Annotated in this window: 19 protein-coding genes, 1 tRNA gene and 1 rRNA gene; 10 read left to right on the top strand and 11 right to left on the bottom strand. The window is 70.1% G+C overall.

Annotated elements, in window-relative coordinates:
* Positions 1–2 precede the first annotated feature (2 nt).
* From ACZ6WN_RS27490 to ACZ6WN_RS27465, 6 genes are all read right to left on the bottom strand, one after another.
* Positions 3–78, bottom strand: a tRNA-Val gene (locus tag ACZ6WN_RS27490).
* A gap of 197 nt (positions 79–275) precedes the next feature.
* Positions 276–740: a peroxiredoxin gene (locus ACZ6WN_RS27485; protein WP_465869300.1), complete on the bottom strand. Its 465-nt coding sequence runs from the start codon at positions 738–740 to the stop codon at positions 276–278.
* Complete coding sequence (locus ACZ6WN_RS27480; RefSeq protein ID WP_465869298.1) at positions 737–2413, bottom strand: AMP-binding protein; 1677 nt, start codon at positions 2411–2413, stop codon at positions 737–739. The genes ACZ6WN_RS27485 and ACZ6WN_RS27480 overlap by 4 nt, the downstream gene beginning before the upstream one ends.
* 99 nt (positions 2414–2512) lie before the next feature.
* Entirely contained in the window at positions 2513–2926 is a 414-nt protein-coding gene (locus tag ACZ6WN_RS27475) for a DUF3052 domain-containing protein (RefSeq protein WP_008358178.1), read from the bottom strand.
* A gap of 133 nt (positions 2927–3059) precedes the next feature.
* The gene (locus ACZ6WN_RS27470; RefSeq protein WP_465869296.1) at positions 3060–4619 is read right to left on the bottom strand and encodes a TIGR03767 family metallophosphoesterase; all 1560 of its coding nucleotides are present in this window, start codon (positions 4617–4619) and stop codon (positions 3060–3062) included.
* 129 nt (positions 4620–4748) lie between these two features.
* Positions 4749–7709 carry an alpha-mannosidase gene (locus ACZ6WN_RS27465; RefSeq protein WP_465869295.1) on the bottom strand — a complete coding sequence of 987 codons (2961 nt, stop codon included), beginning with the start codon at positions 7707–7709 and terminating at the stop codon, positions 4749–4751.
* A gap of 67 nt (positions 7710–7776) precedes the next feature.
* On the opposite strand from ACZ6WN_RS27465, the gene ACZ6WN_RS27460 reads away from it, so the two are divergent.
* On the top strand, positions 7777–8964 hold the full coding sequence (locus ACZ6WN_RS27460; RefSeq protein ID WP_465869293.1) for a glycoside hydrolase 5 family protein: 1188 nt from the start codon (positions 7777–7779) through the stop codon (positions 8962–8964).
* Between the two features lie 7 nt (positions 8965–8971).
* Here ACZ6WN_RS27460 and ACZ6WN_RS27455 read toward each other — a convergent pair whose 3' ends face one another.
* Entirely contained in the window at positions 8972–9748 is a 777-nt protein-coding gene (locus tag ACZ6WN_RS27455) for a siderophore-interacting protein (RefSeq protein WP_465869292.1), read from the bottom strand.
* A 68-nt stretch (positions 9749–9816) separates the two neighbouring features.
* Between ACZ6WN_RS27455 and ACZ6WN_RS27450 the strand changes: the two genes are divergently transcribed.
* Both ACZ6WN_RS27450 and ACZ6WN_RS27445 read left to right on the top strand, forming a co-directional pair.
* A complete protein-coding gene (locus ACZ6WN_RS27450) occupies positions 9817–10929 on the top strand; it encodes a glutamate-cysteine ligase family protein (RefSeq protein ID WP_465869290.1) in 1113 nt (370 codons plus the stop codon).
* The gene (locus ACZ6WN_RS27445) at positions 10926–11885 is read left to right on the top strand and encodes an NAD(P)/FAD-dependent oxidoreductase (protein ID WP_465869288.1); all 960 of its coding nucleotides are present in this window, start codon (positions 10926–10928) and stop codon (positions 11883–11885) included. Before ACZ6WN_RS27450 ends, ACZ6WN_RS27445 begins: the two co-directional genes overlap by 4 nt.
* Before the next feature lie 8 nt (positions 11886–11893).
* Here the strand turns inward: ACZ6WN_RS27445 and ACZ6WN_RS27440 are convergent, their stop codons facing one another.
* Entirely contained in the window at positions 11894–12787 is an 894-nt protein-coding gene (locus ACZ6WN_RS27440) for a carbohydrate kinase family protein (protein ID WP_465869287.1), read from the bottom strand.
* Positions 12788–12976: 189 nt separating this feature from the next.
* On the opposite strand from ACZ6WN_RS27440, the gene aceE reads away from it, so the two are divergent.
* The 7 genes from aceE to ACZ6WN_RS27405 all read left to right on the top strand — a co-directional run bounded on the left by aceE (position 12977) and on the right by ACZ6WN_RS27405 (position 22361).
* Positions 12977–15712, top strand: coding sequence for a pyruvate dehydrogenase (acetyl-transferring), homodimeric type (gene aceE, locus ACZ6WN_RS27435; RefSeq protein ID WP_465869524.1), 2736 nt, complete (start codon positions 12977–12979; stop codon positions 15710–15712).
* Positions 15713–15791: 79 nt separating this feature from the next.
* Complete coding sequence (locus ACZ6WN_RS27430; protein WP_465869286.1) at positions 15792–16973, top strand: PucR family transcriptional regulator; 1182 nt, start codon at positions 15792–15794, stop codon at positions 16971–16973.
* Positions 16974–17076: 103 nt separating this feature from the next.
* The gene (locus ACZ6WN_RS27425) at positions 17077–18267 is read left to right on the top strand and encodes an acyltransferase domain-containing protein (RefSeq protein ID WP_465869284.1); all 1191 of its coding nucleotides are present in this window, start codon (positions 17077–17079) and stop codon (positions 18265–18267) included.
* Positions 18264–19250, top strand: a complete 987-nt coding sequence (locus ACZ6WN_RS27420; protein WP_465869282.1) for a beta-ketoacyl-ACP synthase III — start codon at positions 18264–18266, stop codon at positions 19248–19250. Before ACZ6WN_RS27425 ends, ACZ6WN_RS27420 begins: the two co-directional genes overlap by 4 nt.
* A gap of 54 nt (positions 19251–19304) precedes the next feature.
* A complete protein-coding gene (locus ACZ6WN_RS27415; protein WP_465869281.1) occupies positions 19305–19556 on the top strand; it encodes an acyl carrier protein in 252 nt (83 codons plus the stop codon).
* 91 nt (positions 19557–19647) lie between these two features.
* A complete protein-coding gene (locus ACZ6WN_RS27410) occupies positions 19648–20916 on the top strand; it encodes a beta-ketoacyl-[acyl-carrier-protein] synthase family protein (protein WP_465869279.1) in 1269 nt (422 codons plus the stop codon).
* Entirely contained in the window at positions 20916–22361 is a 1446-nt protein-coding gene (locus tag ACZ6WN_RS27405; RefSeq protein WP_465869277.1) for an acyl-CoA carboxylase subunit beta, read from the top strand. The genes ACZ6WN_RS27410 and ACZ6WN_RS27405 overlap by 1 nt, the downstream gene beginning before the upstream one ends.
* A gap of 91 nt (positions 22362–22452) precedes the next feature.
* Here the strand turns inward: ACZ6WN_RS27405 and ACZ6WN_RS27400 are convergent, their stop codons facing one another.
* The 3 genes from ACZ6WN_RS27400 to rrf form a co-directional block, all read right to left on the bottom strand.
* On the bottom strand, positions 22453–22983 hold the full coding sequence (locus ACZ6WN_RS27400; RefSeq protein WP_160028558.1) for a DUF3145 domain-containing protein: 531 nt from the start codon (positions 22981–22983) through the stop codon (positions 22453–22455).
* 206 nt (positions 22984–23189) lie between these two features.
* Positions 23190–24302, bottom strand: coding sequence for a tetratricopeptide repeat protein (locus tag ACZ6WN_RS27395; RefSeq protein ID WP_465869276.1), 1113 nt, complete (start codon positions 24300–24302; stop codon positions 23190–23192).
* Between the two features lie 129 nt (positions 24303–24431).
* Positions 24432–24525 (bottom strand): 5S ribosomal RNA (gene rrf / locus ACZ6WN_RS27390); the annotation flags it as partial.

Here is a 24525-nt window from a genome sequence, read left to right as displayed (position 1 = left end):
TGTGGTGGACGCAGAGGGACTCGAACCCCCGACATCCTCCTTGTAAGGGAGGCGCTCTACCAACTGAGCTATGCGTCCGAAGCGCCCCAAGAGTACGCGATCAGGGGCGGGCCCGACGAACCGGGCCGACGTACCAACCCTGAAATGGAAGTTGAGCCGCTGACGTCTCGGGTCATCAGCGGCTCAACAACTCAAGGTTAGATCCCGCCCCGGGCATAGGAAAAGCGATGTAACCAGCCTGTTAACGGAACTTTGATGACCCGTAAACTACCTGCTCAGACCGCCGCGTGGAGCTGCCGGAGGTGCTCCTCGAGGTCGCGGCCGTCGGCGTTGTCGTTGTGCACGGACCACCGCACGACACCCGACTTGTCGATGACGTAGGAGGAGCGCAGGGGCGCGCCGGTGCGGTCGTTGAAGACCTCGTACGCCTTGGCGACCTCGCCGTGCGGCCAGAAGTCGGAGAGCACCGGGAAGTTCAGCCGGTCGGTGTCGGCGAACTGCCGGATCGCGTACACCGGGTCGCACGAGATCGCCAGGACCTCGGTGTCGAAGGTGACGAACTCGTCGAGCCGGTCGCGCAGCCCGCTCATCTCGCCGGTGCACACACCGGAGAAGGCGAACGGGAAGAAGAAGATCGCCACCGCCTTCTTGGCGTGGAAGTCCGAGAGCGTGACGTCGGCACCGAACTGGTCGCGGAGCGTGAAGTCCGGAGCCGGACCGCCGATCTGAAGTCCAGTCATTGCTCTGCCGCCCTCTCGCCGTTGGAACCCACTGCCTCGGTGTCCCAGGTCGCCAGCTCACGCCGGAGCACCTTGCCGGTCGCGTTGCGCGGCAGGGCGTCGGTCACGACGATCTCGCGGGGCACCTTGAAGCGAGCAAGATTCTCCTTGACCCAGTCCTTCAACGCCGCATCGACGCCACCGTCGAGGTCGCCGTCGGCGTCCGGAACGAGGACCACGAACCCGCGCAGCCGCTTCCCGAAGTCGGCGTCGTCGACCCCGACACAGGCGGCGTCGGCGACGAGCGGGTGGCGCATCAGGCAGTCCTCCACCTCCTGCGGGAAGACGTTCTCGCCGCCCGAGACGATCATGTCGTCGTCGCGGCCCTCGACGTAGAGCCGGCCGTCGGGCCCGAACCGCCCGACGTCGCCGGTCGCCATCAGACCGTCGACGACCTCCTTGCCGCCGCCGCTGGTGTAGCCCTCGAAGAGGAGCCCGTTGCCGACGAAGATCCGGCCGGCCTCGCCATCGGGCACCGGAACGCCCTCGCCGTCGAGGATCCGCATCCGGGTCCCCCACGGCACCTTGCCGGCCGAGGTCGGCGCCTCGCGCAGGTCGACGGGGTCGGCGATCGAGGCGTAGGAGACCTCGGTCGAGCCGTAGACGTTGTAGAGGCTGTCGCCGAACCGGTCCATCCACTCCAGAGCCAGGTCGCCGGGCAGCGCCGAGCCGGAGGACGCGACGGCCTTCAGCTTGGAGGCGATCCCCTCCAGGTCGTACGCAGCCAGCGTCTCCTCCGGCAGCGACAGGATCCGCTGCATCATGACCGGGATGACCACGAACGAGTCGGCCTCGGTCTCCGCGAGGGTGGCCAGCGCGTCCTCCGGGTCGAACCGGCGGCGCAGGATCATCGTGGTGCCGAGCAGCTCGGCGAAGAGCAGGTGGGCGATTCCCCAGGTGTGGAAGAGTGGCGCGGCGATGAAACAGCGCCAGCCGTCCTTCATCGGCATCCGCGACATCAGCGCGACCGCGGCGTCGATCCCGGCCTCCTGACGCGGCGCCGACTTCGGCGCCCCGGTGGTGCCGGAGGTCAGGATCACGATCCGCCCGTGCCGCTTCGGCGGCGCCACCGGCCGGGCGTCGCCGGAGACCAGCGACTCGAGCGTCTCGCCGGGGTCGTCGGAGTCCACCCAGGCGACCAGCCGCGCGGCCGAGGTCGCCGAGGACAGCAGCCCGGTGAACTCCTCGTCGTGGATGATCAGGGCGGGCTTGTCCCGCTCCAGCACCCCGACGAGCTGCGGACCGGCGAAGGCGGTGTTGAGGTAGAGCGCGTCGGCACCCAGCTTCGCCACCGCCAGGGTCGCGTCGACGAACCCCCGGTGGTTGCGGCACATGATCGCGACACCGTCGCCCTCACCGACCCCCCGGGCGGCCAGGGCCCGGGCGATCGCGTTGGAGCGGCGGTCGAGGTCGGCGTACGTCAGCGACCCCAGCTCGTCGATGACCGCGGTGCGCCGCGGGTAGCGGTGGGCGAGGCCGATGAACCCTCCGGCCGGCCCGGTGCCCCAGCGCGCCAGCGCCAGACCGGTGCGTGCGAGCCCGAGAGGGTTGACCGGCCGGACGATGCCGGAGCCGGCCAGGATCTTCGCCGCGGATCCGGCGGTGCGTGCCTTGGCAGCCGTAGTCGAGAACACCGTCGGGAGTCTAACGAGGCTCACGCAAGGACGCCTGCGCGTGTCCAGCGATCCGGTCGAGACGGAGCCCGAGACGATCGGCGCCCGGAGTCGCGGACATCAGACCGGGGTCTTCGGCGCCAGCAGACGCGTCGCGGCCCAGTCCTTGCTCACAGATGCGGTGGTGGTCTGGGACAGTCCGGCGATCGGCGCGGCCTCGGCGATGTCGGCCGGGTCGACCGCACCAGGGCGGCCCACCTTCGGCGTCAGCAACCAGATGACCCCACCCCCGACGAGGTCGGTCAGCGCGTCGACGAGACCGTCGACGAGGTCACCGTCGTCATCGCGCCACCACAGCAGCACGGCGTCGACCACGTTGCCGTAGTCGCCGTCGACCAGGTCTGCGTCGACGGAGTCTTCGATGGCGACCCGCAGCTCGTCATCAGTATCGTTGTCCCAGCCCAGTTCCTGGATGACCATGCCGGACTTGAGGCCCAGCCGGTCCGCAGGCCCTGTGGCTGCGGTCGAGCTCACGTGTCTTTCCTCCAAAAGCTTTGATGTCCACGCCGCTTGCATGAACTTGGTTGGTGGTAGTCCAGCGGACAACGCTGGTCCACGCAACCCCACCCGCCTGTCATTCGCTAGATAACGGCGTGTCGGAGGCCTTTCAGGCCCTCGGATCGAGCAGGTGGAGCAGTACGTTGCGATCCTGTGCCGTCCCGGCCGACGGGTGCTCGGCGAGGGGCACCTGCGGCCCCTGCCAGTCGTTGGCGGCCAGCTCACGCGAGAGCGAGGCGAGGTGTCCGACCTCCTCGATCGAGCCGCTCCAGCGCGCCGGACCGGCGTGGTCGAGCATCGTGGTGGCGATGGTGAGCACGTCGCCGTCGGAGATGAGCTCGACGATCCGGCCCTGCTGCGGCCAGTCGACGAGCGAGGGCGCGGTGACCTCCCACCACGATCCGCGAGGCTTCACCGACGTACGGTGCGTGTGCCCGTTGAGCCAGAGCACGGCGCTCTCATGGCGTGAGACGGTCTGCTCGACCTCGTCGCTGAGCACCCGCCGCGCGCCGCCGGCGCCGCTCATGTCGTTGACCAGCGAGGCCACGTCGTGGTGGCTGGCGATCACCGCGAGCCGCTCGTCGTAGTCGGTGGAGGCGAGCACGGCGTCGAGCCACTCCAGCTGCTCGGCGTCGATCGATCCCTGGAAGCCGCCGGCCGGGTTGACCGTGTCGAGGACGACGAAGGTGACCTCGTCGTTGACGTCGTAGCGGTAGTAGGGGTCGCCGCCGGCCCGGAAGCCGTGGCCGGGCGGCTTCGCCTCGTCGTGCACGTGGGAGTCGATGAACTCCTGCAGCGTGGTCTGCCGCCGGCGCCGGTCGGGGGTCACCTCGTAGGGCTCGAGCTCGCCCAGCATCCCGAGCGCCACCGGGTCGCCCGAGATCAGCCCGGCGATGAGCTTCGCCTTGGCCTCGTCGGTCCAGTGCTCGGGCATGGAGATCGCCTTCAGATCGCCGACCGCGACCTCACCGATGGCGGAGTTGCCGGGCACGGTGCCCTGCAGGAGGCTGTCGTGGTTGCCGTTGACGGCGAGCCAGGGCACCTCCAGCCCGGGTGAGTCGATCGCGCGGCGCACGGCCTTGAGCAGCCCGGGGACCAGCGGGAAACCGTGGTCGCCCCGGCGCATGTCGTACGTCTCGCCCTGCGGGTGCCAAAAACGCTTGTCCGGGCGGTCGGCGACGCCCTCGTAGTGCAGCATGTCGCCGGAGTCGGGGGTCAGCCGGCCGCCGTCGAGCAGCGTCAGATACCAGTCGAGCTCGTTGTACTGCCCGTTGTCGGTGTTGTCGCCGGTCGCGATCGCCAGATCGAGCGGGCCACCGCCGATGGGGCCCGCGGTGATCTCGTTGACCGCCTCGACCATCGCCGCGCCGACCTGTGCGGTGAGCAGCTCCTGGGCCCGGTACGTCCCGATCTCGTCGATCAGCTCGCGGGTCGCGGCGTCGGGGTCCATGAGCCGGTCCAGGACCTCGACCCGAGCCGGCGACTGGTGGTCGCAGACGTGCATGTCGGACAGGTGCGCGACGGTCAGCACCGGCTCGCCCAGGTCCTCGGGCTTGCGAGCCAGGTCCGTGCGCGAGATGTGGCGCTCCTGCGGGCCTTCGGCCAGACGTACGTAGGCACCCTTCCGGCCTCCGGCGACGATCCGCCCGCTCTCGCTCGTGACACCCATCTACGCCGCCTCTTCTCCAGGACCGGCCGCCGCGGTCCGTGCGCGAACGATACTCCCCGGCGCCAGGTCGCTGAAGTCCCGACCGGACAGAGAATGTGGGTTTGCTCAGACGGCGGGGACGAGGGGCCCTCAGGTGCGGTGGAACCTCAGGGTGCGGACCTCGAAGGCGCCGAGACCGAGCGCGACGACTCCGCCCTCAGCGCTCACCTCCGCGATCGGGTCCTCCACGAGCGTGACCTCCTCGACCCGCCCGAACCTCCCGTCGACGCGCAGCTCTCCCTGCGTACGCGCGCCGGTGGACTCGTAGACACGCACGACCAGGTCGCCGGAGCGGTCGGCGGCGAGCTTCACGCTCGAGACCACGAGGCCCTCGCCGGAGACGGTCACCAGCGGCTCGACGGCCTTTGCCCCGGTGATCTGGCGAGGCGGGGTGTTGAGCGCGGCCCCCGCCTCCGTCGCGGCCGCGACGTCGGCGCCGATGACCAGTCCGTAGCGGTGGGTCTGCACGCCCTGGTCGGTCTCCGGGTCGGGGAAGCGTGGCGCCCGCAGCAGCGAGAGCCGCACCTCCGTGGTCAGGGCGGAAGGACGGGTGACGTCGAAGCCGTACGTCGAGTCGTTGACCAGCGCGACCCCGAACCCGGGCTCTTCGGCCAGGACCCAACGGTGCATCGAGGTCTCGAACTTCGCCGCCTCCCAGGAGGTGTTGGTGTGCGTCGGGCGGCGGTGGTAGCCGAACTGGGTCTCGGCGAGCGTCTGCTCGGCCTTGACGTCGAGCGGGAAGGCGACCTTGAGGAACTTCTCGGTCTCGTGCCACTCGGTGCGCTGCGCGATGTCGAGCACCCGCGAGCCGGGAGCGAGCGAGAGCACCTGCGTGGTCGAGGAGTCGGCGGAGATGGGCCGTTCGATGACCAGCCCGTCGGGCGTCACCGAGATCGAGGTGACCTCGCGCAGGTCGGTGACCCGGTTGCGGTAGAACCGGTCGACGTCCCAGGCGTCCCACATGTTCGGGAAGTCCTGGTGGAGCTGGAGCAGGTTGGCCTCGGCCCCGGCCGGGATCGCGTCGCGCCCGGTCGCCAGGTCGAGCGCCGAGGTGATCAGCCCCTCGGCGGAGACGGTGACCTCGACGACCCCGTTCCCCACGACGTACGTCCCGTCCTGCTCGACCACGGAGACCGCCGCCACGGGCTCGGCCGCCAGGACCGACCCGGCGCGCCCGTCGGCACGCAGCGCGGCCGTGCCCTCGCCGGCCAGCGCACCCAACGCCCGCGAGATCAGCGCCTCGGCGGCCGCGGCGACCCGGGCGTACTGCGCGACCGCCTCACGGTGGACCCAGGCGATGGAGGTGCCGGGCAGGATGTCGTGGAACTGCTGGAGCAGGACCTGCTGCCACAGCGCGTCGAGCTCGTCGTAGGGGTAGTCGAGCAGGCCACGAGCCGCGGCAGTCGAAGACCACAGCTCGGCCTCGACCAGCAGGTGCTCGCAGCGCCGGTTGCCCTGCTTGGTCAGGTGCTGGGAGGTGAGGGTGGCGCGGTGGAGCTCGAGGTAGAGCTCACCGACCCACACCGGCGGCTCGGCCAGCTCCTGGCGAGCCTCGGCGAAGAAGTCGTCGGGGTGGCGCCAGGACACCTGGGCCGAGCCCTCGAGATCACGGAGCCGACGGGCCTTGCCGGCCATCTCGCGGGTGGTCCCGCCACCGCCGTCGCCCCAGCCGACCGGCGCGATGGAGCCGGTGGCGACCCGGTTCTCGCGGAACTGCCGCGAGGCCTTGGCGACCTCGGCGCCCGAGAGCCGGGAGTTGTAGGTGTCCATCGGCGGGAAGTGGCTCAGGATGCGGGAGCCGTCGATGCCCTCCCACTCGAAGGTGTGGTGGGGAAACCTGTTGACCTGGTTCCAGGAGATCTTCTGGGTGAAGAACCACTCGAACCCGGCCCGCTTCATCAGCTGTGGCAGGGCCGGCGAGTAACCGAAGGAGTCCGGCAGCCAGACACCCTTGCACCGGATCCCGAGCTCGGTCTCGAAGAAGCGCTGGCCGTAGAGGAACTGCCGCACCAGCGACTCCCCCGACGGCATCGTGGTGTCGGACTCGACCCACATCCCGCCGAGCGGGATGAAGCGGCCCTCGGCGACCGCGGCCTTGACCTTGGCGTAGACCTCGGGACGATGCTCCTTGAGCCACGCATACTGCTGCGCCGAGGACATCCCGTAGCGGAACTCGGCATCCTCGCCGAGCAGCTCGGTCATCGAGGAGGTGGTGCGGGCGACCTTGCGGATCGTCTCGCGCACCGGCCACAGCCAGGCGGAGTCGATGTGGGCGTGGCCGATCGCGGCGATCTGGTGGGCGGAGTCGTGCGCGGTCGCTTCGAGGACCCCGATGAGAGCCGAGCGGGCCGACGCCGCCGTCTCGGGGATCCGCTGCAGGTCGACCCGGTCGAGGGCGTCGTCGATGGCCTGCAGGATCCGCGACTTCCGCGGCCCCTCGGGCAGCTCGACCTGCAGCTCGTGGAGCGTCTCCAGGTCCAGGCACAGCTCGAAGACGTCCCTCTCGAAGACGGCGAGCTCGATGCGCCGGGTCGTGTAGAGCCTCTTCGTCGACGAGGTCTGGATGTCGCCTTCCTGGGTCGGCAGGAAGGGGTGGTAGTCGAGCAGCACCGGGTTGGCCGCGGCCTCCACGAAGAGCTCGATCTCCTCGCCACCCCTCGCCTCCTCGGCGACGAGCACCCACTGGTTGCGCGGGTTGAGGCTCTTGAGCGGCTCGCCCTCGGGCGTGTAGACCAGCCCCTCGCACTGGAAGCCGGGCTTGTTCACGTCGAAGCCGAGGTCGCAGACCAGCTCCACCCGCCTGCCGGCCCACTCCGCGGGCACGGTCCCGGTGCCCCGGAACCAGGCGGTCCCCCAGGCCGGGCCCCAGTCGCTGCCGACCTCGAAGGGCTCGTACGTCAGGGCCAGCCCCTCCGCAGGGGCGATCGGCTCCCCCGGCAGCTCGTGCCACTCGACGCTCACGGGAGCGGCGGTGGTGTGGACCGCCGGCCACAGGCGCTCCGCGAGGACCCGGCTCACGCGGCCTTCGGTGAGGTGTACGTCGTCGTGCATCAGCGCTCGTCCTGTCTGTCGTGGCTCGTCGAGGATCGGGACCTAGTTGAGCGGTTATATTGCGCGAGTGCCAGCCCTACCGACGCCGCCGGCCCCCGCCCCGTTGCGCTTCGGCGCCAACCACGTGCCCTCGTCCGGCTGGTTCTACTCCTGGCTCGACTTCGACGCCGACCAGATCGCCCGGGACTTCGACGACCTCGCCGGGCTCGGCCTCGACCACGTACGCATCTTCCCGGTCTGGCCCTGGATCCAGCCCAACCGCTCGCTGATCCGGTCCTCGGCGGTCGACGACGTGCTCACGACCATCGACCTGGCCGCGGCCCGCGGGCTCGACGTCTGCGTCGACCTGGTCCAGGGCCATCTGTCCAGCTTCGACTTCCTGCCCTCGTGGGTGCTCACCCACCACCAGCGATCGCTCTTCAGCCACCCGGAGGTGCGCGCGGGCCTGCGCACCTACGTCGACACCCTCGCCGGCGCGGTCGCCACCCAGGACAACGTCTTCGCGCTGACCCTCGGCAACGAGGTCAACAACCTGTGGCCCGCCAACCCGACCACCCTCGCCGAGTCCCGCTCCTGGGCCCAGGAGCTCCTCGAGACCGCCCGCAAGGCGGCGCCGGGGCTGCTCTGCCTCCACTCGCTCTTCGACGACGCCTTCTACGCGCCCGACCACCCCTTCGGGCCCGCCGACGTCACCACGCTCGGCGACCTCAGCACCGTGCACTCCTGGGTCTTCAACGGCGTCGGCGCGATCGACGCGCCCCTGGGACCGGCCACGCTCACGCACGCCGACTACCTGGTCGAGCTGGCCACGGCGTACGCCACCGAGCCCGGGCGTCTGGTCTGGCTCCAGGAGATCGGCGCTCCCCTGCCGGAGATCACCCCGGAGAGCGTGCGCGAGTTCGTCACCGGCACCGTCGGCCACGTCGCCCAGAACCCGGCGCTCTTCGGCATCACCTGGTGGTGCTCCCACGACCTGGACCGGTCGCTGGTCGACTTCCCCGATCGCGAGTACGACCTCGGCCTCTTCACCGTCGACCACCGGCGCAAGCCCGTCGCCGAGGCGCTGGCCGAGGCGATCGCGGCGCACAGCGGTCCTCGCCCCGAGCCGGTCGCCCGTCAGCGGATCGAGTGCCCCGTCGACCTCATCGGTGAGCCCGAGCGCCGCGCCGAGGTCGCCCCCGGCAGCGACTTCCACCGCGCCTGGGTCGCAGCCCGGGTCGAGGGGCCGGTCGAGATCGTCCCGCCGAGAGCCTGATGCGGACTCAGCGAGCCGAGTACGCCACCTGGCGGTCGGCAGCCTGGCTGCGCTTCCACGTACGGAAGCTGTCCTCGTTGTTGCCGCGGCGCCAGTAGCCGGAGATCGACAGGTCGCCGCGCGGCACCCCGCGCTCACGCAGCAGGTAGGGCCGGATCCGCTGCATGGTGACCTCGGCCTCGCCGTGCACGAACGCGTGCACGCGGCCGAGCAGCCAGGGCAGCTCACGCACGACGGTCTCCAGAGGCGGGTCGACGGTGGCATCCAGCCAGCGCACCTCGACCCCGGCCGGGCTCTCGACCTGCTGGAGATGCTCCGCGGAGGGCACCTCGATCACGGCGTAGCCCACGGCGTCGGCCGGCAGCGCCGCCAGCGCCGCCCGGATCGCGGGCAGACCGGACTCGTCGCCGACGAGCAGGTGCCAGTCGGCCGCCGGGTCCGGGGCGTACGTCCCGCCCGGACCGCGCACGGTGAGCACGTCTCCCGGGCCGGCGGTGGCCGCCCAGCGGCCGGCGACGCCCTCGTCGCCGTGGTGCACGAAGTCGACGGCCAGGGTGCCTTCGGAGACCGAGGGGTCCAGCGCGGTATAGGTCCGGCAGACGGTCGAGCCGTCACCGACCGGGATCTCCAGCCGGACGAACCGGTCGGTGCACACGCTGCCCTCGAACGCGGAGAGGTCCTCGGCGCGGAGATGGACGCGGGTCATCCCAGCACTGAGACGCCGGGTCGAGGTGACCACGACCCGCGTCTCCGGCTTGGTCTCCGGCTTCACCGCGCGAAACATGAGGGGAGCCTAACCTAAATTCCGAGAAATGCGGATGATGGCCCGCGGACTGCCCTAGAGTTTGCGCCGTGCTCTACTCCGCCGGGTTCGAGTTCGAGTATGCCCTGGTGACGGAGTCACCCGACGTAGGCGCGGGCACGTTTCGCGACCTGGGCAGCTTCCACGACTTCGTGGATCTCGACTTCCACACCCTCCAACGCGCCCTGGCCGACGGCTCCGGCACCACCGACGACGGCCTCGTCCGCGGTGACCTGGGGATCAAGAGCGGCTACTGGTACCTCGAGGGCGACGAGCGGTTCAGCACCGACGGCACCTTCACGACGATGCTGGTCAAGGGTGTGGAGATCCGCACGCCGATCTGCACGAGCATCACCGAGGCCGCCGACCGCCTCGCCGACCTGCAGGACGACATCTCCAAGCGTCTCGAGCCCCTCGGCCTGCACCTGGGCATCGTCGGCTTCAACCCCGTCCGCGAGGCGTACGTCCTGGACCCGCCGCTCAACGAGTGGGAGCGGACGATGCGGGCCGAGCATCGGGAGTACGACCACGCCGAGGTCTCCAACCTGAGCTACGGCCCCGACATCAACCTCTCCTTCCCCGGGCTCTCCGCGGAACGGGTCGTCGAGGTGACCCGCCGGCTGACCTACTACAGCCCGTTCATGGTGCCGTTCAGCTTCAGCTCGCCCTTCCACGCAGGCGCCCGCTGGCGAGGCCCCAGCAAGCGCACCTACGAGCGCACCTGGCGACGGGTGGCGGCGCGCTGCTTCGTCGAGCCGCCCGCGGGAGCCGAGCCCACGATGGTCCACCCACCGCGGATCCCGCGCGAGGAGGGACGCATCGAGTTCAAGGCCTACGACGCCTTCCTCTCCCGCGACCTGCTGCTCGCCGGCGCGGCGCTGACGCTCGGCGTCTGCCTCGCCGACGACCTACCCGGGCTGGCCGACAGGCCCAGTCGTGATCTGCACCAACGCGCCGCTGTCGACGCCTTCGCCGACCCGGAGATCGCCGCCGGTGCCGGTGAGGTGCTCGCGGCCGCCCGCCGGGCGCTCGCCGGCGTGCCGGAGAGCGGTCACCTCGACTGTCTGGACCAGTTGCTGAGCGCGGGGCGCACCCCAGCCGATAGCCTTCTGGACGCATATTCGCGCACCGGCCTGATGTACCTCCCGGAAGGACTTCGTTGACTGATCTCCCCGCCGACCTGACCGCTGAACTTCTCGTAGAGGCCGACGTGGCGATCTGCGGAGCCGGCCCGATCGGCGCCGCGACAGCGTATTTCCTGGCGCGGATGTCACCGGAGCTGCGGATCGTGGTGCTCAGCGACGACCCCGACGACGACCCCGGCCACGCCTCCACCTACCGCTACTCCGGCGGCAGCATCCGGTGGACCTGGGCCGACCCGGTCAAGCGCGAGATGACCGCCGAGACCGCCTCGTTCGTCCAGGGCCTGCTCGCCGAGGGCGTCGACCTGGACGCGATCGAGAACACCTACCACCTGCTCCACACCGGCGAGCACATCCCGGCGCTCAACATCTCCGCGACCCGGCTCGTCTCCCACCTGCTGGAACGGGCCACCGACGCCGGGGCACAGGTCGTCCCCGGCGCCGTCGTCGAAGGCGTACGTGCTGACGGCTCGGGCCATCTGGTTGAGACCGCACGCGGCACGATCCGCGCGGAGCGGGTCCTGTTCGCGCTGGGTGCCGCCAACGCCCGGCTCTTCCCGCAGACCGAGGCCGAGCTCGAGAAGCGCCAGCTCTTCGTGCTCGACCTGCCCGTCCCGCCCGAGCGGGAGCGGATGCCGCACACGATCGTGCCGGTCGGCGACGGCTTCGGCTACGCCTTCGTGAAGTCGGTCGACGGGCACCTGCGGGTGCTGGTCGGCCAGGAGGACATCGTCGAGGACGACGACCTCAGCGGCCCCGTCGACCACTGGGAGACCCTCCTCGATCGTGGCCTCGCCACCGCACTCCCCTGGCTTCGCGATGCCAAGGTCGAGCAGATCCTGTGGGGCGTCGACGTGGCCCAGAAGAAGCTGGTCCTCGACGAGCCGGCACCCGGCCTGCTCCTGGCCGGATGTGGCAGCTCGGTCCGCTCCTCGGCCTGGCTGGGACGTACCCTCGCCGAGCGTCTCGCCGCCTAGCCCTCGGGTCAGCCCTCGAGCTCGGCCCGGGTCGGCGGGTTGGCACCGGCGCGCGAGACGGTGACCGCCGCTGCCCGGACGCTGTGGGCGAGCACCTCGCGCCGGTCGCGCTCGAAGTCGTCCCAGAGCGCGTCGACGAGGCCTGCGGAGAAGGTGTCGCCCGCGCCGATGGTGTCCACGACGGTCACCTTCTCGGCCTCGACGTCGGTCCGCCCCTCGCCGGTGATCCAGCTGGCGCCGTCGCCGCCGCGGGTCACCGCGACCGCACCGGCACCGAGCTCGAGCAGCCGCGCGGCCGCCTTGTCGAGCCCGAGCCCGGGGTAGAGGGTCTCCAGGTCCTCGTCGCTGGCCTTGACCACATCGGCGTACGCCGCCGCGCGCTCGATCCGCGAGACGATCTCCTGGCCGGTTCCGGTCAGGGTGGGGCGCATGTTGATGTCGTAGAGGACCCGGACGGAGTCGGGGAGCCCGTCGAGCAGCGCGAAGACCGTCTCGGCTCCGGGCGAGAGCACCGGGGCGAGCGAGCCGATGTGCACGAACCGCGGCGTCCCCACCGCGACCTCGCCGAGCTTCCACTCCAGGTCGAAGACGTACGTCGCCGACCCGTCGGCCGTGATGGTGGCCTGCGCCGTCGAGGTCCGGGCCAGCACGTGCGGGTCGCACGCCATCCGGACTCCGGAGCCGGCCAGGTGAGCGGCCAGCGCCTGCCCACGGGCGTCGTCGGCGTAGGAGGCCGCGTAGCGCACCGGACGACCGAGCCGGCCCAGCGCGACCGCGACGTTGGCGCCGCTCCCGCCGGGATGGTCCTGGGTCACCCCGTCGGACGTGGTGACCACGTCGACCAGTGCCTCGCCTACCACCAATACGTCGGCAGCGGCATTGTCACGATCCAGGCTGGTCACGGCCGCAGGGTAGCAACTCGGCGTACGAAGGAATTTTCGGGGTTGACCAGCAGAAACCGCCTACTGTCCAGTAACCCACCGCGGGTGGGCAACCGCTCTCGACCGCGTGCGACCATTGAGGATGTGACCGAAGAATCCACCGAGACGACTGGTGGTCCGCAGGGCCCGACCCCCGCCCAGCCGACCGTAATCCACGAGGGTCTACCGACCCAGCTTCCGGACATCGATCCCGAAGAGACCAGTGAGTGGCTCGGCTCGTTCGACGCGATGCTCGAGTCGAGCGGACGCGAGCGAGCCCGCTACGTCATGCTGCGCCTTCTGGAGCGCGCCCGCGAACAGTCCGTCGGCGTCCCCGCACTGCGAAGCACCGACTACATCAACACCATCCCCTCCGACCGCGAGCCGTGGTTCCCGGGCGATGAGGACATCGAGCGACGCATCCGGGCCTTCATCCGCTGGAACGCCGCCGTCATGGTCTCCTCCGCCAACCGCAAGGGCCTCGAGGTGGGCGGCCACATCGCCACCTACCAGTCCTCCGCGAGCCTCTACGAGGTCGGCTTCAACCACTTCTTCCGCGGCAAGGACCACCCCGGCGGCGGCGACCAGGTCTTCATCCAGGGCCACGCCTCCCCCGGCATCTACGCGCGTGCCTTCCTCGAGGGCCGGCTCACCGAGGAGCAGCTCTTCCGCTTCCGCCAGGAGGTGCAGCACGGCGTCGGCCAGGGGATCTCCTCCTACCCGCACCCGCGCCTGATGCCCGACTTCTGGGAGTTCCCGACGGTCTCGATGGGCCTGACCGGGATCAACTCGATCTACCAGGCGCGGTTCAACCGCTACCTGCAGAACCGTGGCATCAAGGACACCTCCGACCAGCGTGTGTGGGCCTTCCTCGGCGACGGCGAGATGGGTGAGCCCGAGTCGCTCGGCGCCATCCGGGTCGCCGCCCGCGAGGAGCTCGACAACCTGGTCTGGGTGGTCAACTGCAACCTGCAGCAGCTCGACGGCCCGGTGACCGGCAACGGCAAGGTCATCCAGGAGCTGGAGTCCAACTTCCGCGGTGCCGGCTGGAACGTCATCAAGGTCATCTGGGGCCGTGAGTGGGACCAGCTGCTCGCCAAGGACGTCGACGGCGTCCTGGTCAACAAGATGAACTCCACCCCCGACGGCCAGTTCCAGACCTACTCGGTCGAGACCGGCGCCTACGTCCGGGAGAACTTCTTCGGCTCCGACCCGCGCCTGCGCAAGATGGTCGAGCAGATGAGCGACGAGCAGATCCGCAAGCTCCCCCGCGGCGGCCACGACTACCGCAAGGTCTACGCGGCCTTCGACGCGGCCACCAAGACCGTCGGTCAGCCGACCGTCATCCTGGCCCACACCATCAAGGGCTGGACGATCGACGCTCTGGAGGGCAAGAACGCCACCCACCAGATGAAGAAGCTGACCATGGCGGACCTGAAGAAGTTCCGCGACCGTCTGCTCCTGCCGATCTCCGACAAGGAGCTCGAGGCGACCTACGAGCAGACCGGGGCAGCCCCGTTCTTCAACCCGGGTCCGGAGTCGGCCGAGATCGAATACATGATGGAGCGCCGCAAGCAGCTCGGCGGCCCGATCCCGCAGCGCCGGGTCGAGTTCAAGCCGCTCGCCCTGCCGGGCGAGAAGGTCTACGCCGAGCTCAAGCAGGGCTCCGGCAAGAACAAGATCGCCTCCACGATGGCCACCGTCCGGCTCCTCAAGGACTGGATGCGTGACCCGGAGATCGGCAAGCGCATCGTGCCGATCGCGCCCGACGAGTACCGCACCTTCGGCATGGACGCGATGTTCCCCAGTGCGAAGGTCTACAACCCCGGCGGGCAGCAGTACGAGAGTGTCGACCGGAAGTTGTTGCTCTCCTACAAGGAGTCCGCGCAGGGCCAACTCCTGCACGAGGGCATCTCCGAGGCGGGGGCGCTGGCTTCGGCGACCGCTGCCGGCACGGCGTACGCAACCCACGGCGAGCCGATGATCCCGTTCTACATCTTCTACTCGATGTTCGGGTTCCAGCGCACCGGTGACTCGATCTGGGCGATGGCCGACATGATGGGCCGCGGCTTCCTGGTCGGCGCCACCGCCGGTCGCACCACCCTGACCGGTGAGGGTCTCCAGCACGCCGACGGTCACTCCCCGCTGCTGGCGGCGACCAACCCGGCCGTCGTGCACTACGACCCCGCGTTCGCCTACGAGGTCTCCCACATCATGCAGAGCGGCCTCGAGCGGATGTACGGCTCGACCGAGGAGCACCCGCACGGCGAGAACGTCATCTTCTACCTGACCGTCTACAACGAGCCGGTCAGCCAGCCCAAGGAGCCCGACAACGTCGACCTCGAGGGGATCCTGAAGGGCATCCACCAGGTCTCGACGGCCGAGGGCGAGGGCCCGAAGGTGCGCCTGCTGGCCTCCGGCGTCGGCTTCCCGTGGGTCGAGGAGGCTGCCCGCATCCTCGAGGAGGACTGGGGCGTCAAGGCCGACACCTGGTCGGTCACCTCGTGGAACGAGCTCGCCCGCGACGCCATCGACGCCGAGCAGTGGAGCCTCAACCACCCCGGTGAGACCCCGCGCACGCCGTACGTCACCGAGAAGCTCTCGGCGTCCAACGGTCCCGTCATCGCGGTCTCCGACTACATGCGGGCCGTCCCGCTGCAGATCGCCCGCTGGGTGCCCGACGACTACCGCGTCCTCGGCGCCGACGGGTTCGGCTTCGCCGACACCCGCCCGGCCGCGCGTCGCTTCTTCCAGATCGACGCCCAGTCCGTCGTGGTCCAGGCCCTCCAGGCCCTGGCCGAGGCCGGCGAGATCGACGCCGCGCTGGTGAAGAAGGCCTTCGACACCTACCGCATCGACGACCCGACGGCGACGAAGGGCATCATGCAGGAGGGCGGAGACGCCTGAGCGTCAGTCCGTCAGGTCGGGGGCTCGGAACGACAGTTCCGGGCCCCCGGCCGCATCTCCAGGTGGAAGGATCAGCAGTGTGACCAATCAGGCGAGCCTCGACACACGTCGACGGACAGCGACAGCGCTTCGGCGCGCGACCGGCCGGCTGGCCACGGCCGCCACGTCGCGGATGGACGACGCGATGCCGTGGTTCAAGGACCTCTCCGCGAAGAACCGCTCCCTCGTCGGCCTGATCGTGCAGGCCGGCATCAAGGAGTTCGTCGGCTGGTACGGCGGCGGCGCCTCCGCCGACACGGCCAAGCCCGACCTGGCGGCGTCGATGTTCGGCGTCGCACCGCGTGCGCTGACCGGCATCATCACGCTCCAGCAGACCGTGGACCTCGTCCGCCTCTCCATCGAGGTGGTCGAGGCCAACATCGACCACCTCCTCGGGCCCGAGGACGCCGCCGACGTCCACGAGGCGATCGGCCGCTATGCCCGTGAGGTCGCCTTCGCCACGGCCGAGGTCTACGCCCGTGCCGCCGAGCAGCGTGGCGCCTGGGACGCCCGGCTGGAGGCGCTCGTGGTCGACGCCGTCCTGCGCGCCGAGACCGACGAGGTCGTCCTCTCCCGGGCCAGCGCGCTGGGCTGGGACGCCGACCTGCCGCTGTGCGCGGTGCTGGGCCACGCCCCCGACGGCGTCCGCCTCGACGTCGCCATGGAGGAGGTACGCCGCCGCGGCCGCGCCCACGACCTGCACACCCTCTGCGCGGTCCAGGGTGACCGCCTCGTCGCCCTGCTCGGCGGCATCGAGGACCCGTTGGAGGCCGCGGAGCGCATCGCCGACCTGTTCGCCGACGGGCCCGTCGTGGTCGGCCCGATGGCGGCCGGGCTCGCCACCGCCGCCGAGTCCGCCCGGGCCGCGCTCTCCGCCTACCGGGCCGCGCCCGGCTGGCCCGACGCCCCGCGTCCGGCACGCAGCCAGTCGTTCCTGCCCGAGCGTGCCCTGGCCGGCGACGCGTGGGCCCACCGCTACCTGATCGAGCATCTCTACCAGCCGCTGGTGGAGGCCCGCAGCACCCTGATCGAGACGCTGGCTGCGTACTTCGCCGCCGGAGGTGGCCTCGAGGCCACCGGTCGCACGCTGTTCGTGCACCCCAACACGGTGCGCTACCGGCTCAAGCAGGTCGCGGAGCTCACCGGGTTCCTCCCGACCGACCCGCGCGACGCTCTCGCCCTCCAGGTCGCCCTGATTCTCGGCCGGCAACAGGACCACTAGGCCTGGCAGCGACGCAAGTTGTAGAACCCCTACAAGATTGCGGGAGAGATATTCGTTGCCACTGAAGGTGATCCGACCCCCCTCCAGACGGGACTATCATTCCGTGCTCGTCATTGTCGCCCCAGGACAAGGTGCTCAGACACCAGGATTCCTCACCCCGTGGCTGGAGGACCCCGCTTTCGCCGCTCGTATGGAGTGGCTCTCAACCGTCGCAGGCATCGACCTGATCGACTACGGCACCAATGCCGACGCCGAGACCATCCGCGCCACCGAGATCGCCCAGCCGCTGCTGGTCGCCACCGGTCTGGTCGCGGCGCTGCAGCTGTTTCCGCAGCCCGCCGACGCGTTCGCCAAGATCGGTGCGGTCGCCGGTCACAGCGTCGGTGAGATCACCGCCGCAGCGGGCGCGCGCGTGATCAGCGCCGAGCAGGCGATGGTCCTCGTCCGCGAGCGGGGCAAGGCCATGGCCGATGCCGCCGCGAAGACGCCGACCGGCATGACCGCCGTCCTCGGCGGCGACCGCGAGGAAGTCCTCGCCAAGATCGCGGAGCACGGCCTCACCCCCGCCAACGACAACGGCCCCGGCCAGATCGTCGCCGCGGGCACCCTCGAGCAGCTCGAGGCCTTCGCCGCCGATCCGCCGGCCAAGGCCCGGCTGATGCCGCTCAGCGTCGCCGGCGCCTTCCACACCAAGCACATGGAGCCCGCCGTCGGCCACCTCGCCCGGCTGGCCCAGAGCGTCTCGACCCATGACCCGCGTACGCGCCTGATCAGCAACAAGGACGGCCAGATCGTCCACGACGGCGCCAAGGCGCTGGACCGGATCGTCGGCCAGATCGCCAACCCGGTGCGCTGGGACCTCTGCCTCGACACCATGTCCGACATCGGCGTGACCGGCATCTTGGAGATGCCGCCGGCCGGCACCCTGACCGGGATCGCCAAGCGTGCCCTCAAGGGCGTCGAGACCTTCGCCCTGAAGACGCCCGACCAGCTCGAGGACGCCCGTGCGTTCGTCGAGAAGCACGGCGAGGCCAACCCGATCGAGACCACGCCGACCTGGCGCATGGTCGTGTCTCCGACCAAGGGCACCTTCCAGCTCTCCGAGACCGTGTCCGGGATCGACGTGATCCCGGCCGGCGCCGAGATCGGCGCCATCGCCAGCCTCCGCGACACGATCGCGATCACCTCGGCCCACGGCGGCGAGGTGATCGAGTGGCTCGTCGAGGACGGCGACCTCGTTTCCCCCGGTCAGCCGCTGCTGCGTCTGCACCCGACAGGAGTCCAGCACTCGTGATCTCAGCCCCGACAGGTTCCCCGCACGCCCGCATCCTCGGCGTAGGCGGCTATCGCCCGAGCCGGGTGATCCCCAACAGCGAGATCGTCGACCTCATCGACTCCTCCGACGAGTGGATCCGCACCCGCTCCGGCATCACCGAGCGCCGCTGGGCGACCGAGGAGGAGACCGTGCAGATGATGTCGGTCGCCGCCTCCCGCAAGGCCCTCGAGCACGCCAAGATCGGCATCGACCAGATCGACTGCGTCATCGTCGCCACCGTCAGCCACCTGCGCCAGACCCCCGCGGTCGCCGCGCTGATCGCCGACGAGCTCGGCGCCGACCACCCGGCCGCCTTCGACGTCTCGGCGGCCTGCGCCGGCTTCTGCCACGGCATCGCGATGGCCAGCGACTTCGTACGCGGCGGCAGCGCCCGTCATGTGCTCGTCATCGGTGTCGAGCGCCTCTCCGACATCACGAACCCGCACGACCGTGGCACCGCCTTCATCTTCGCCGACGGCGCGGGCGCCGCGATCGTGGGCCCGAGCGAGGAGCCCGGGATCGGTCCGGTCGTGTGGGGTTCCTCGGGCGACAAGGCCGACCACATCCAGACCCCCGACTGGTTCGAGGCGAACGAGGCCAAGGAGACTCCCTGGCTGACGATGATGGGCAACCCCGTCTTCCGCTGGGCCTCCTACGCCATGGCCAAGGTCGGCCAGGAGGCGCTCGACAAGGCCGGCATCACCGCTGACGAGCTCGACTGCTTCGTCCCGCACCAGGCCAACATGCGCATCGTCGACGCCCTGGCCCGCTCCATGAAGCTTCCGGAGTCGGTCAAGATCGCCCGCGACATCGCCACCATGGGCAACACCTCGGCCGCCTCGGTCCCACTTGCCCTCGAGCGGATGATCGAGGAGGGTCAGGCTGAGTCGGGCGACACCGCCCTGCTCATCGCGTTCGGCGCCGGACTGGTCTACGCAGCCCAGGTCGTCGTCGTTCCGTAGTCCCGCACCACCCCAGAGTTTCATCACACAAAAATCCGAGAGGAAGCACCACACATGGCCACCACCGAAGAGATCCGCTCCGACCTCGCCGAGATCGTCAACGAGGTCGCCGGCATCGATGTCGCCGACGTTCAGCTCGAGAAGTCCTTCGTCGACGACCTCGACGTCGACTCGCTGTCCATGGTCGAGGTCGTCGTCGCTGCCGAGGAGAAGTTCGGCGTATCCATCCCCGACGACCAGGTCAAGAACCTCAAGACCGTTGGCGACGCGGTGAGCTTCATCGAGAAGGCTTCCGCGAACGCCTGACGCGCCCCGGCGGCTCGGCCAACCCTCCCAGGCCGAGCCGCCGGACCTGCATCACCTGACCCAACGCGCCAACACCTCACACGGAGACCACATGAGCAGCCGCACCCGAGTCGTCGTCACCGGATTGGGCACCACCAACCCGGTCGGCGGAGATGTCGCCACCACCTGGGATGCCTTGATCGCCGGCCGCTCCGGCATCCGCGAGCTCACCGAGGAGTGGGCCCAGGACCTTCCCGTACGCATCGCCGGCCGTGTCGCCGTCGAGCCGTCCGAGGTCCTGGAGAGGGTCAAGGCCCGCCGTCTGGACCGCTCGGCGCAGTTCGCCGTGGTCGCCGCGGCCGAGGCCTGGAAGGACGCCGGCTTCGAGGGCAACGCGACCGAGGCCGGCCTCGATGGCGAGCGCCTCGGGGTCGCCGTCGCCACCGGTATCGGCGGCGTCACCACCCTGCTCGACAACTACGACACGCTTCTGGCCAAGGGGCCGCGCCGGGTCAGCCCGCTGGCCGTCCCGATGCTGATGGCCAACGCCTCGGCAGCCAACATCTCCTTGATCTACGGCGCCCGCGCTGCGGCTCAGACCCCGATCTCCGCCTGTGCCTCCGGCTCCGAGGCGATCGCCCTGGCCGCCGACCAGATCCGTCTGGGCCGCGCCGACGTCGTGCTCGCCGGTGGCACCGAGGCAGCGATCCACCCGCTGCCGATGGCCGCGTTCGCCAACATGATGGCGCTGTCCAAGACCGCCTCCGGCCCCGACGGTGGCGATCCGACCACGGTCAGCCGTCCCTGGGACACCGGCCGCGACGGCTTCGTCCTCGGCGAGGGTGCCGGCATCGTCGTGCTCGAGACGCTCGAGCACGCCCAGGCCCGCGGAGCCCGGATCTACGCCGAGGTCCTCGGCGCCGGTGTGACCGCCGATGCCCACGACATCGCCCAGCCCGACCCCGAGGGTCGTGGCGGCAGCCGTGCCATCAAGCGCGCGCTCGAGGACGGCGACATCGACCCGAGCACCATCGCCCACGTCAACGCCCACGCGACCTCGACCCCTCAGGGCGACATCGCCGAGGGTCTGATGCTCCACGCCACCCTCGGCAAGCACGTCGAGAACGTCGTGGTCACCTCGACCAAGTCGATGACCGGCCACCTGCTCGGTGGTGCCGGGGCCCTCGAGACCGTCGCGACCGTGCTGGCGATCCACCACCGTCAGTCGCCGCCGACGATCAACCTCGACAACCTCGACCCCGCGGTCGAGCTCGACATCGCCACCAAGACGCGCGACCTCCCGGTCGGCGACATCGCCGCCCTCAACAACTCCTTCGGCTTCGGTGGCGCCAACGTCGCGGTCGTCTACGGAAGCATCTGATGACCATCACCGCCCCGGCGCCTGCCCCCGCGACGAAGCAGAAGCTTCCTCGCGACCAGGACCCCCGTCATCCCCTGACCCGCCTCAGGGCGCTCTTCGACGAGGGCACCGTCGAGCTCATCTCCCCCGACGACGACTCCGGCATGCTGGCCGCCGTCGGCGAGATGGACGGCACCCGGGCGGTCGCCTTCTGCTCGGACGCCACCGTCATGGGCGGCGCGATGGGCGACCTCGGCTGCCGCGTGGTCGTCGACGCCTACCACCGCGCGATGACCGACGGCATCCCGATCATCGGCCTGTGGCACTCCGGCGGAGCCCGGCTCGCCGAGGGCGTACTCTCCCTGCACGCGGTCGGTCGCATCTTCCACGCGATGACCCAGGCCAGCGGCAAGATCCCGCAGATCTCGGTCGTCCTCGGCCCGGCCGCGGGCGGCGCTGCCTACGGCCCCGCCCTCACCGACGTCGTCATCCTCGGTCCCGAGGGCCGCATCTTCGTGACCGGTCCCGACGTCGTACGCTCCGTCACCGGTGAGGACGTCGACATGCTGCGCCTCGGCGGTCCCGAGCCGCACGGCCGCCGCTCCGGCGTCGTGCACATCCTCACCGATTCCGAGCGCGACGCGCTCGACAAGGCCCGCACGGTCACCTCCCTCCTCGGCTCCCAGGGCGGCCTCGACGTCGCCGCGGTCGAGGACAAGGACCTCGCCGCGCAGCTGCCCGAATCGAAGAAGCGCGCCTACGACGTGCACCCGCTGGTCGAGAACATCCTCGACGAGGGCACCGCCCAGGAGCTGCACGCCCGTTGGGCGCCCAACATCGTCACCGCGCTGGGTCGCTTCGGCGGCCGCACCGTCGGTGTCGTCGCCAACAACCCGCTACGGCTCGGCGGCTGCCTCGACTCCCTCTCCGCGGAGAAGGCCTCCCGGTTCGTACGCCTCTGCGACGCCCTCGGCGTGCCGCTGATCGTCGTCGTCGACGTCCCCGGTTACCTGCCCGGCGTCGGCCAGGAGTGGGACGGGGTCGTCCGCCGCGGCGCCAAGCTCCTGCACGCCTTCGGCGAGTGCGTCGTCCCCCGGGTCACCCTGGTGACCCGCAAGACCTATGGCGGCGCCTACATCGCCATGAACGCCCGCTCCCTCGGCGCGACGAAGGTCTTCGCGTGGCCGGGAGCGGAGGTCGCGGTGATGGGCCCTGTCGCCGCGATCCGCATCTTGCACCGCCGCAAGCTCGCCGAGGTCGCCGCCGACCTCCGTCCTCAGGTCGAGGCGGAGCTCGCGGCCGAGCACGAGCGTCTCGCCGGCGGTGTCGACAAGGCTGTCGAGATCGGTGTTGTGGACGAAGTCATCGAGCCGTCGGCGACCCGCGGGGCGATCGCGGCCGCCTTCGAGGACGCGATCCAGACCGTCGGCGTACGCCGCGGTGCTCACGGCAACATCCCACTCTGACCGACACCGGTCGGACACGGACTGAGGCCCCGGAGCTCACGCTCCGGGGCCTCAGTCTTGGTCGGCCGTGCTCTGCGGCCGACAGGGTCGCTCAGACGACCTGGTGCAGCCAGCGTACGGGGGCACCCTCCCCCGCGTGCCGGAACGTCTCCAGCTCGTCGTCCCACGGCTTCCCGAGGAGCTTGTCGACCTCGAGCTCGAGCGTGGTGTCACCGAGAGCGGCCTTGACCACCGCTGCCTTGAGCCGGTCCTCCGGGATCATGATGTCGCCGTGCATCCCGGTGACGGCGTGGAAGACGCCGAGATCGGGAGTGAAGGAGTAGCGCGCACCCTCGGAGGTCGACGTGCCGTCCTCGGTCACCTCGAAGCGCAGGTGCGTCCATCCCTTCAGCGCCGACGCGATCGCCGCTGCGGAACCGACCGCACCGGACCAGAAGAGCTCGGCCCGGTAGGTGCCGGCCTGGGCGGGCTGTGCCGTCCAGTCGAAGTTCACGGGCGCACCAAGCACCCCCGCGACGGCCCATTCGATGTGCGGGCAGAGCGCGGAGGGAGCCGAATGCACGAACACAACGCCTCGTGCGATGCCACGCGAGGCGCTCGGGTCCTTGATCTGAGTGGTCACCGAATATCTCCTTCGTTGCGGCGCGAGCTACGCCTTCCCCAGCGGGCTCGATCATGCGTGAAGGAAACACTTCGGTGGATCACATGCATGTAGTTGTGCTGCCCATTCTTACCTACCAGGCCCAGGATCTCCAGTATCGAAGCAAAACGGCCGGTGGCGACCGGCACGGATGCCGATCGCCACCGATGGTGCGTTCTGAGGGGACGTCAGTCCCGCTCCACCGTCTTCTCGAGAGCCTCGGCCCGCGCCGCGGCGTCAGTGATCTCCTCGGAGTCGATCGCGTAGGTGCGGTGGAACCAGGTCAGCGCATCCTTGTCGCGGCCCGCGTCCTGGAGCGTGTCCGCGTACGCGTAGCGCAGGCGAACGACCCAGGCCTCGCGGCTCTTGTTGTTGAGCGGCGACTGCTCGAGGATCCGCAGGGCCGCGTCGTACTGCCCCATGTCCCGGCGAGCACCCGCCTCGACGATCGTCATCTCGGCCTTCGCCGGCGCATCAAAGTTCGCGACAGAAGGGCTGTGCGCGAGCTTGATCGCCTGCTCGGGCTGGCCGAGCGCGCGGTGGCAGTCCGCCATGATCGGCAGGTAGGCCGTCGCACCGTTCATCCGCTTGGCGGCGCGCAGCTCGGCGAGCGCCTCGGAGTAGTGGCCGGCAGCGTACGCAGCCTCGCCCAGCGCCTCGCGGATGACAGCGATCCGCTGCGTACGCGACTTGGCGGCCTTGGCGTGCTGGTAGGCAAGCTCGGGGTCGGAGTCGATGAACATGTCGGCAGCGACCAGGTGGCGCGCGATCCGCGCCGCCAGCTTCTCGGGCAGGCCTCGCAGCTGAGCCGAGATCGCTCGGTCCAGCTCCTTGCCTGTCACCTCCTCCGGCAGCTCCGGACCGTCGTAGGCCCGCTGATCGGCCGTACGCTCCTCGCGCGGCTCGTCGAAGCGGCGCTGCGGCTTGCCACCGGGCTTGCCGCTGCGGTCCTTGGAGTAACCGCCCTTCCGGTCGCTCCCGCCACCACGCTTCGGGCCGTCGGAGCGGCCGCCGGCACGCGGGCCACCACGGCCGGGCGACGACGGCTTGCCGTCGCGACGCTCGTCGCCTCCGCGGCCGCCATCACGACGCTGCTCGCCTCCGCGACCTCCACCGCCATCACGACGGTCGCTGCTCCGACCGGCACCCGGGCGACCGCCACTCGGTCGACCAGCGCTCGGCTTGCCATCACCTGAGCGACCGCCACGGCCACCGGTGGATGAACCCGAACCAGAGCTCTTCGGACGCCCGGGGCGTCCGGCGGGCTTACCGCCTCTGTTGCTACGGCGCTCGTCAGCCATAGCTGCCATCCTCACTGCTGCGTACTGCAGCCGACTTCGAAAGATCCCCAGATCATTTCGCCAGTAGATCATTTCGTCAGTAAAAAGCAGTAGAGGCCGCCCCAAAGGGCGGCCTCTACCTGAAATTTTGTCCGGCGGCGTCCTACTCTCCCACAGCCTCTCGGTTGCAGTACCATCGGCGCTGAAGGGCTTGACTTCCGGGTTCGGGATGGGACCGGGTATT

The sequence above is a fragment of the Nocardioides sp. NPDC054178 genome, assembly GCF_055585005.1.
Note: the sequence above shows the minus strand (reverse complement) of the source record. Positions and strands in the feature narration are given on the sequence as shown.

What these genes read in the sequence shown, in the direction of transcription:
- ACZ6WN_RS27395 (WP_465869276.1), bottom strand. Translation starts at nt 24,302, where the DNA reads ATGGCTGACGAGCGCCGTAGCAACAGAGGCGGTAAGCCCGCCGGACGC.
- ACZ6WN_RS27415 (WP_465869281.1), top strand. Translation starts at nt 19,305, where the DNA reads ATGGCCACCACCGAAGAGATCCGCTCCGACCTCGCCGAGATCGTCAAC.
- ACZ6WN_RS27465 (WP_465869295.1), bottom strand. Translation starts at nt 7,709, where the DNA reads ATGCACGACGACGTACACCTCACCGAAGGCCGCGTGAGCCGGGTCCTC.
- ACZ6WN_RS27405 (WP_465869277.1), top strand. Translation starts at nt 20,916, where the DNA reads ATGACCATCACCGCCCCGGCGCCTGCCCCCGCGACGAAGCAGAAGCTT.
- ACZ6WN_RS27485 (WP_465869300.1), bottom strand. Translation starts at nt 740, where the DNA reads ATGACTGGACTTCAGATCGGCGGTCCGGCTCCGGACTTCACGCTCCGC.
- ACZ6WN_RS27455 (WP_465869292.1), bottom strand. Translation starts at nt 9,748, where the DNA reads ATGTTTCGCGCGGTGAAGCCGGAGACCAAGCCGGAGACGCGGGTCGTG.
- ACZ6WN_RS27470 (WP_465869296.1), bottom strand. Translation starts at nt 4,619, where the DNA reads ATGGGTGTCACGAGCGAGAGCGGGCGGATCGTCGCCGGAGGCCGGAAG.
- ACZ6WN_RS27410 (WP_465869279.1), top strand. Translation starts at nt 19,648, where the DNA reads ATGAGCAGCCGCACCCGAGTCGTCGTCACCGGATTGGGCACCACCAAC.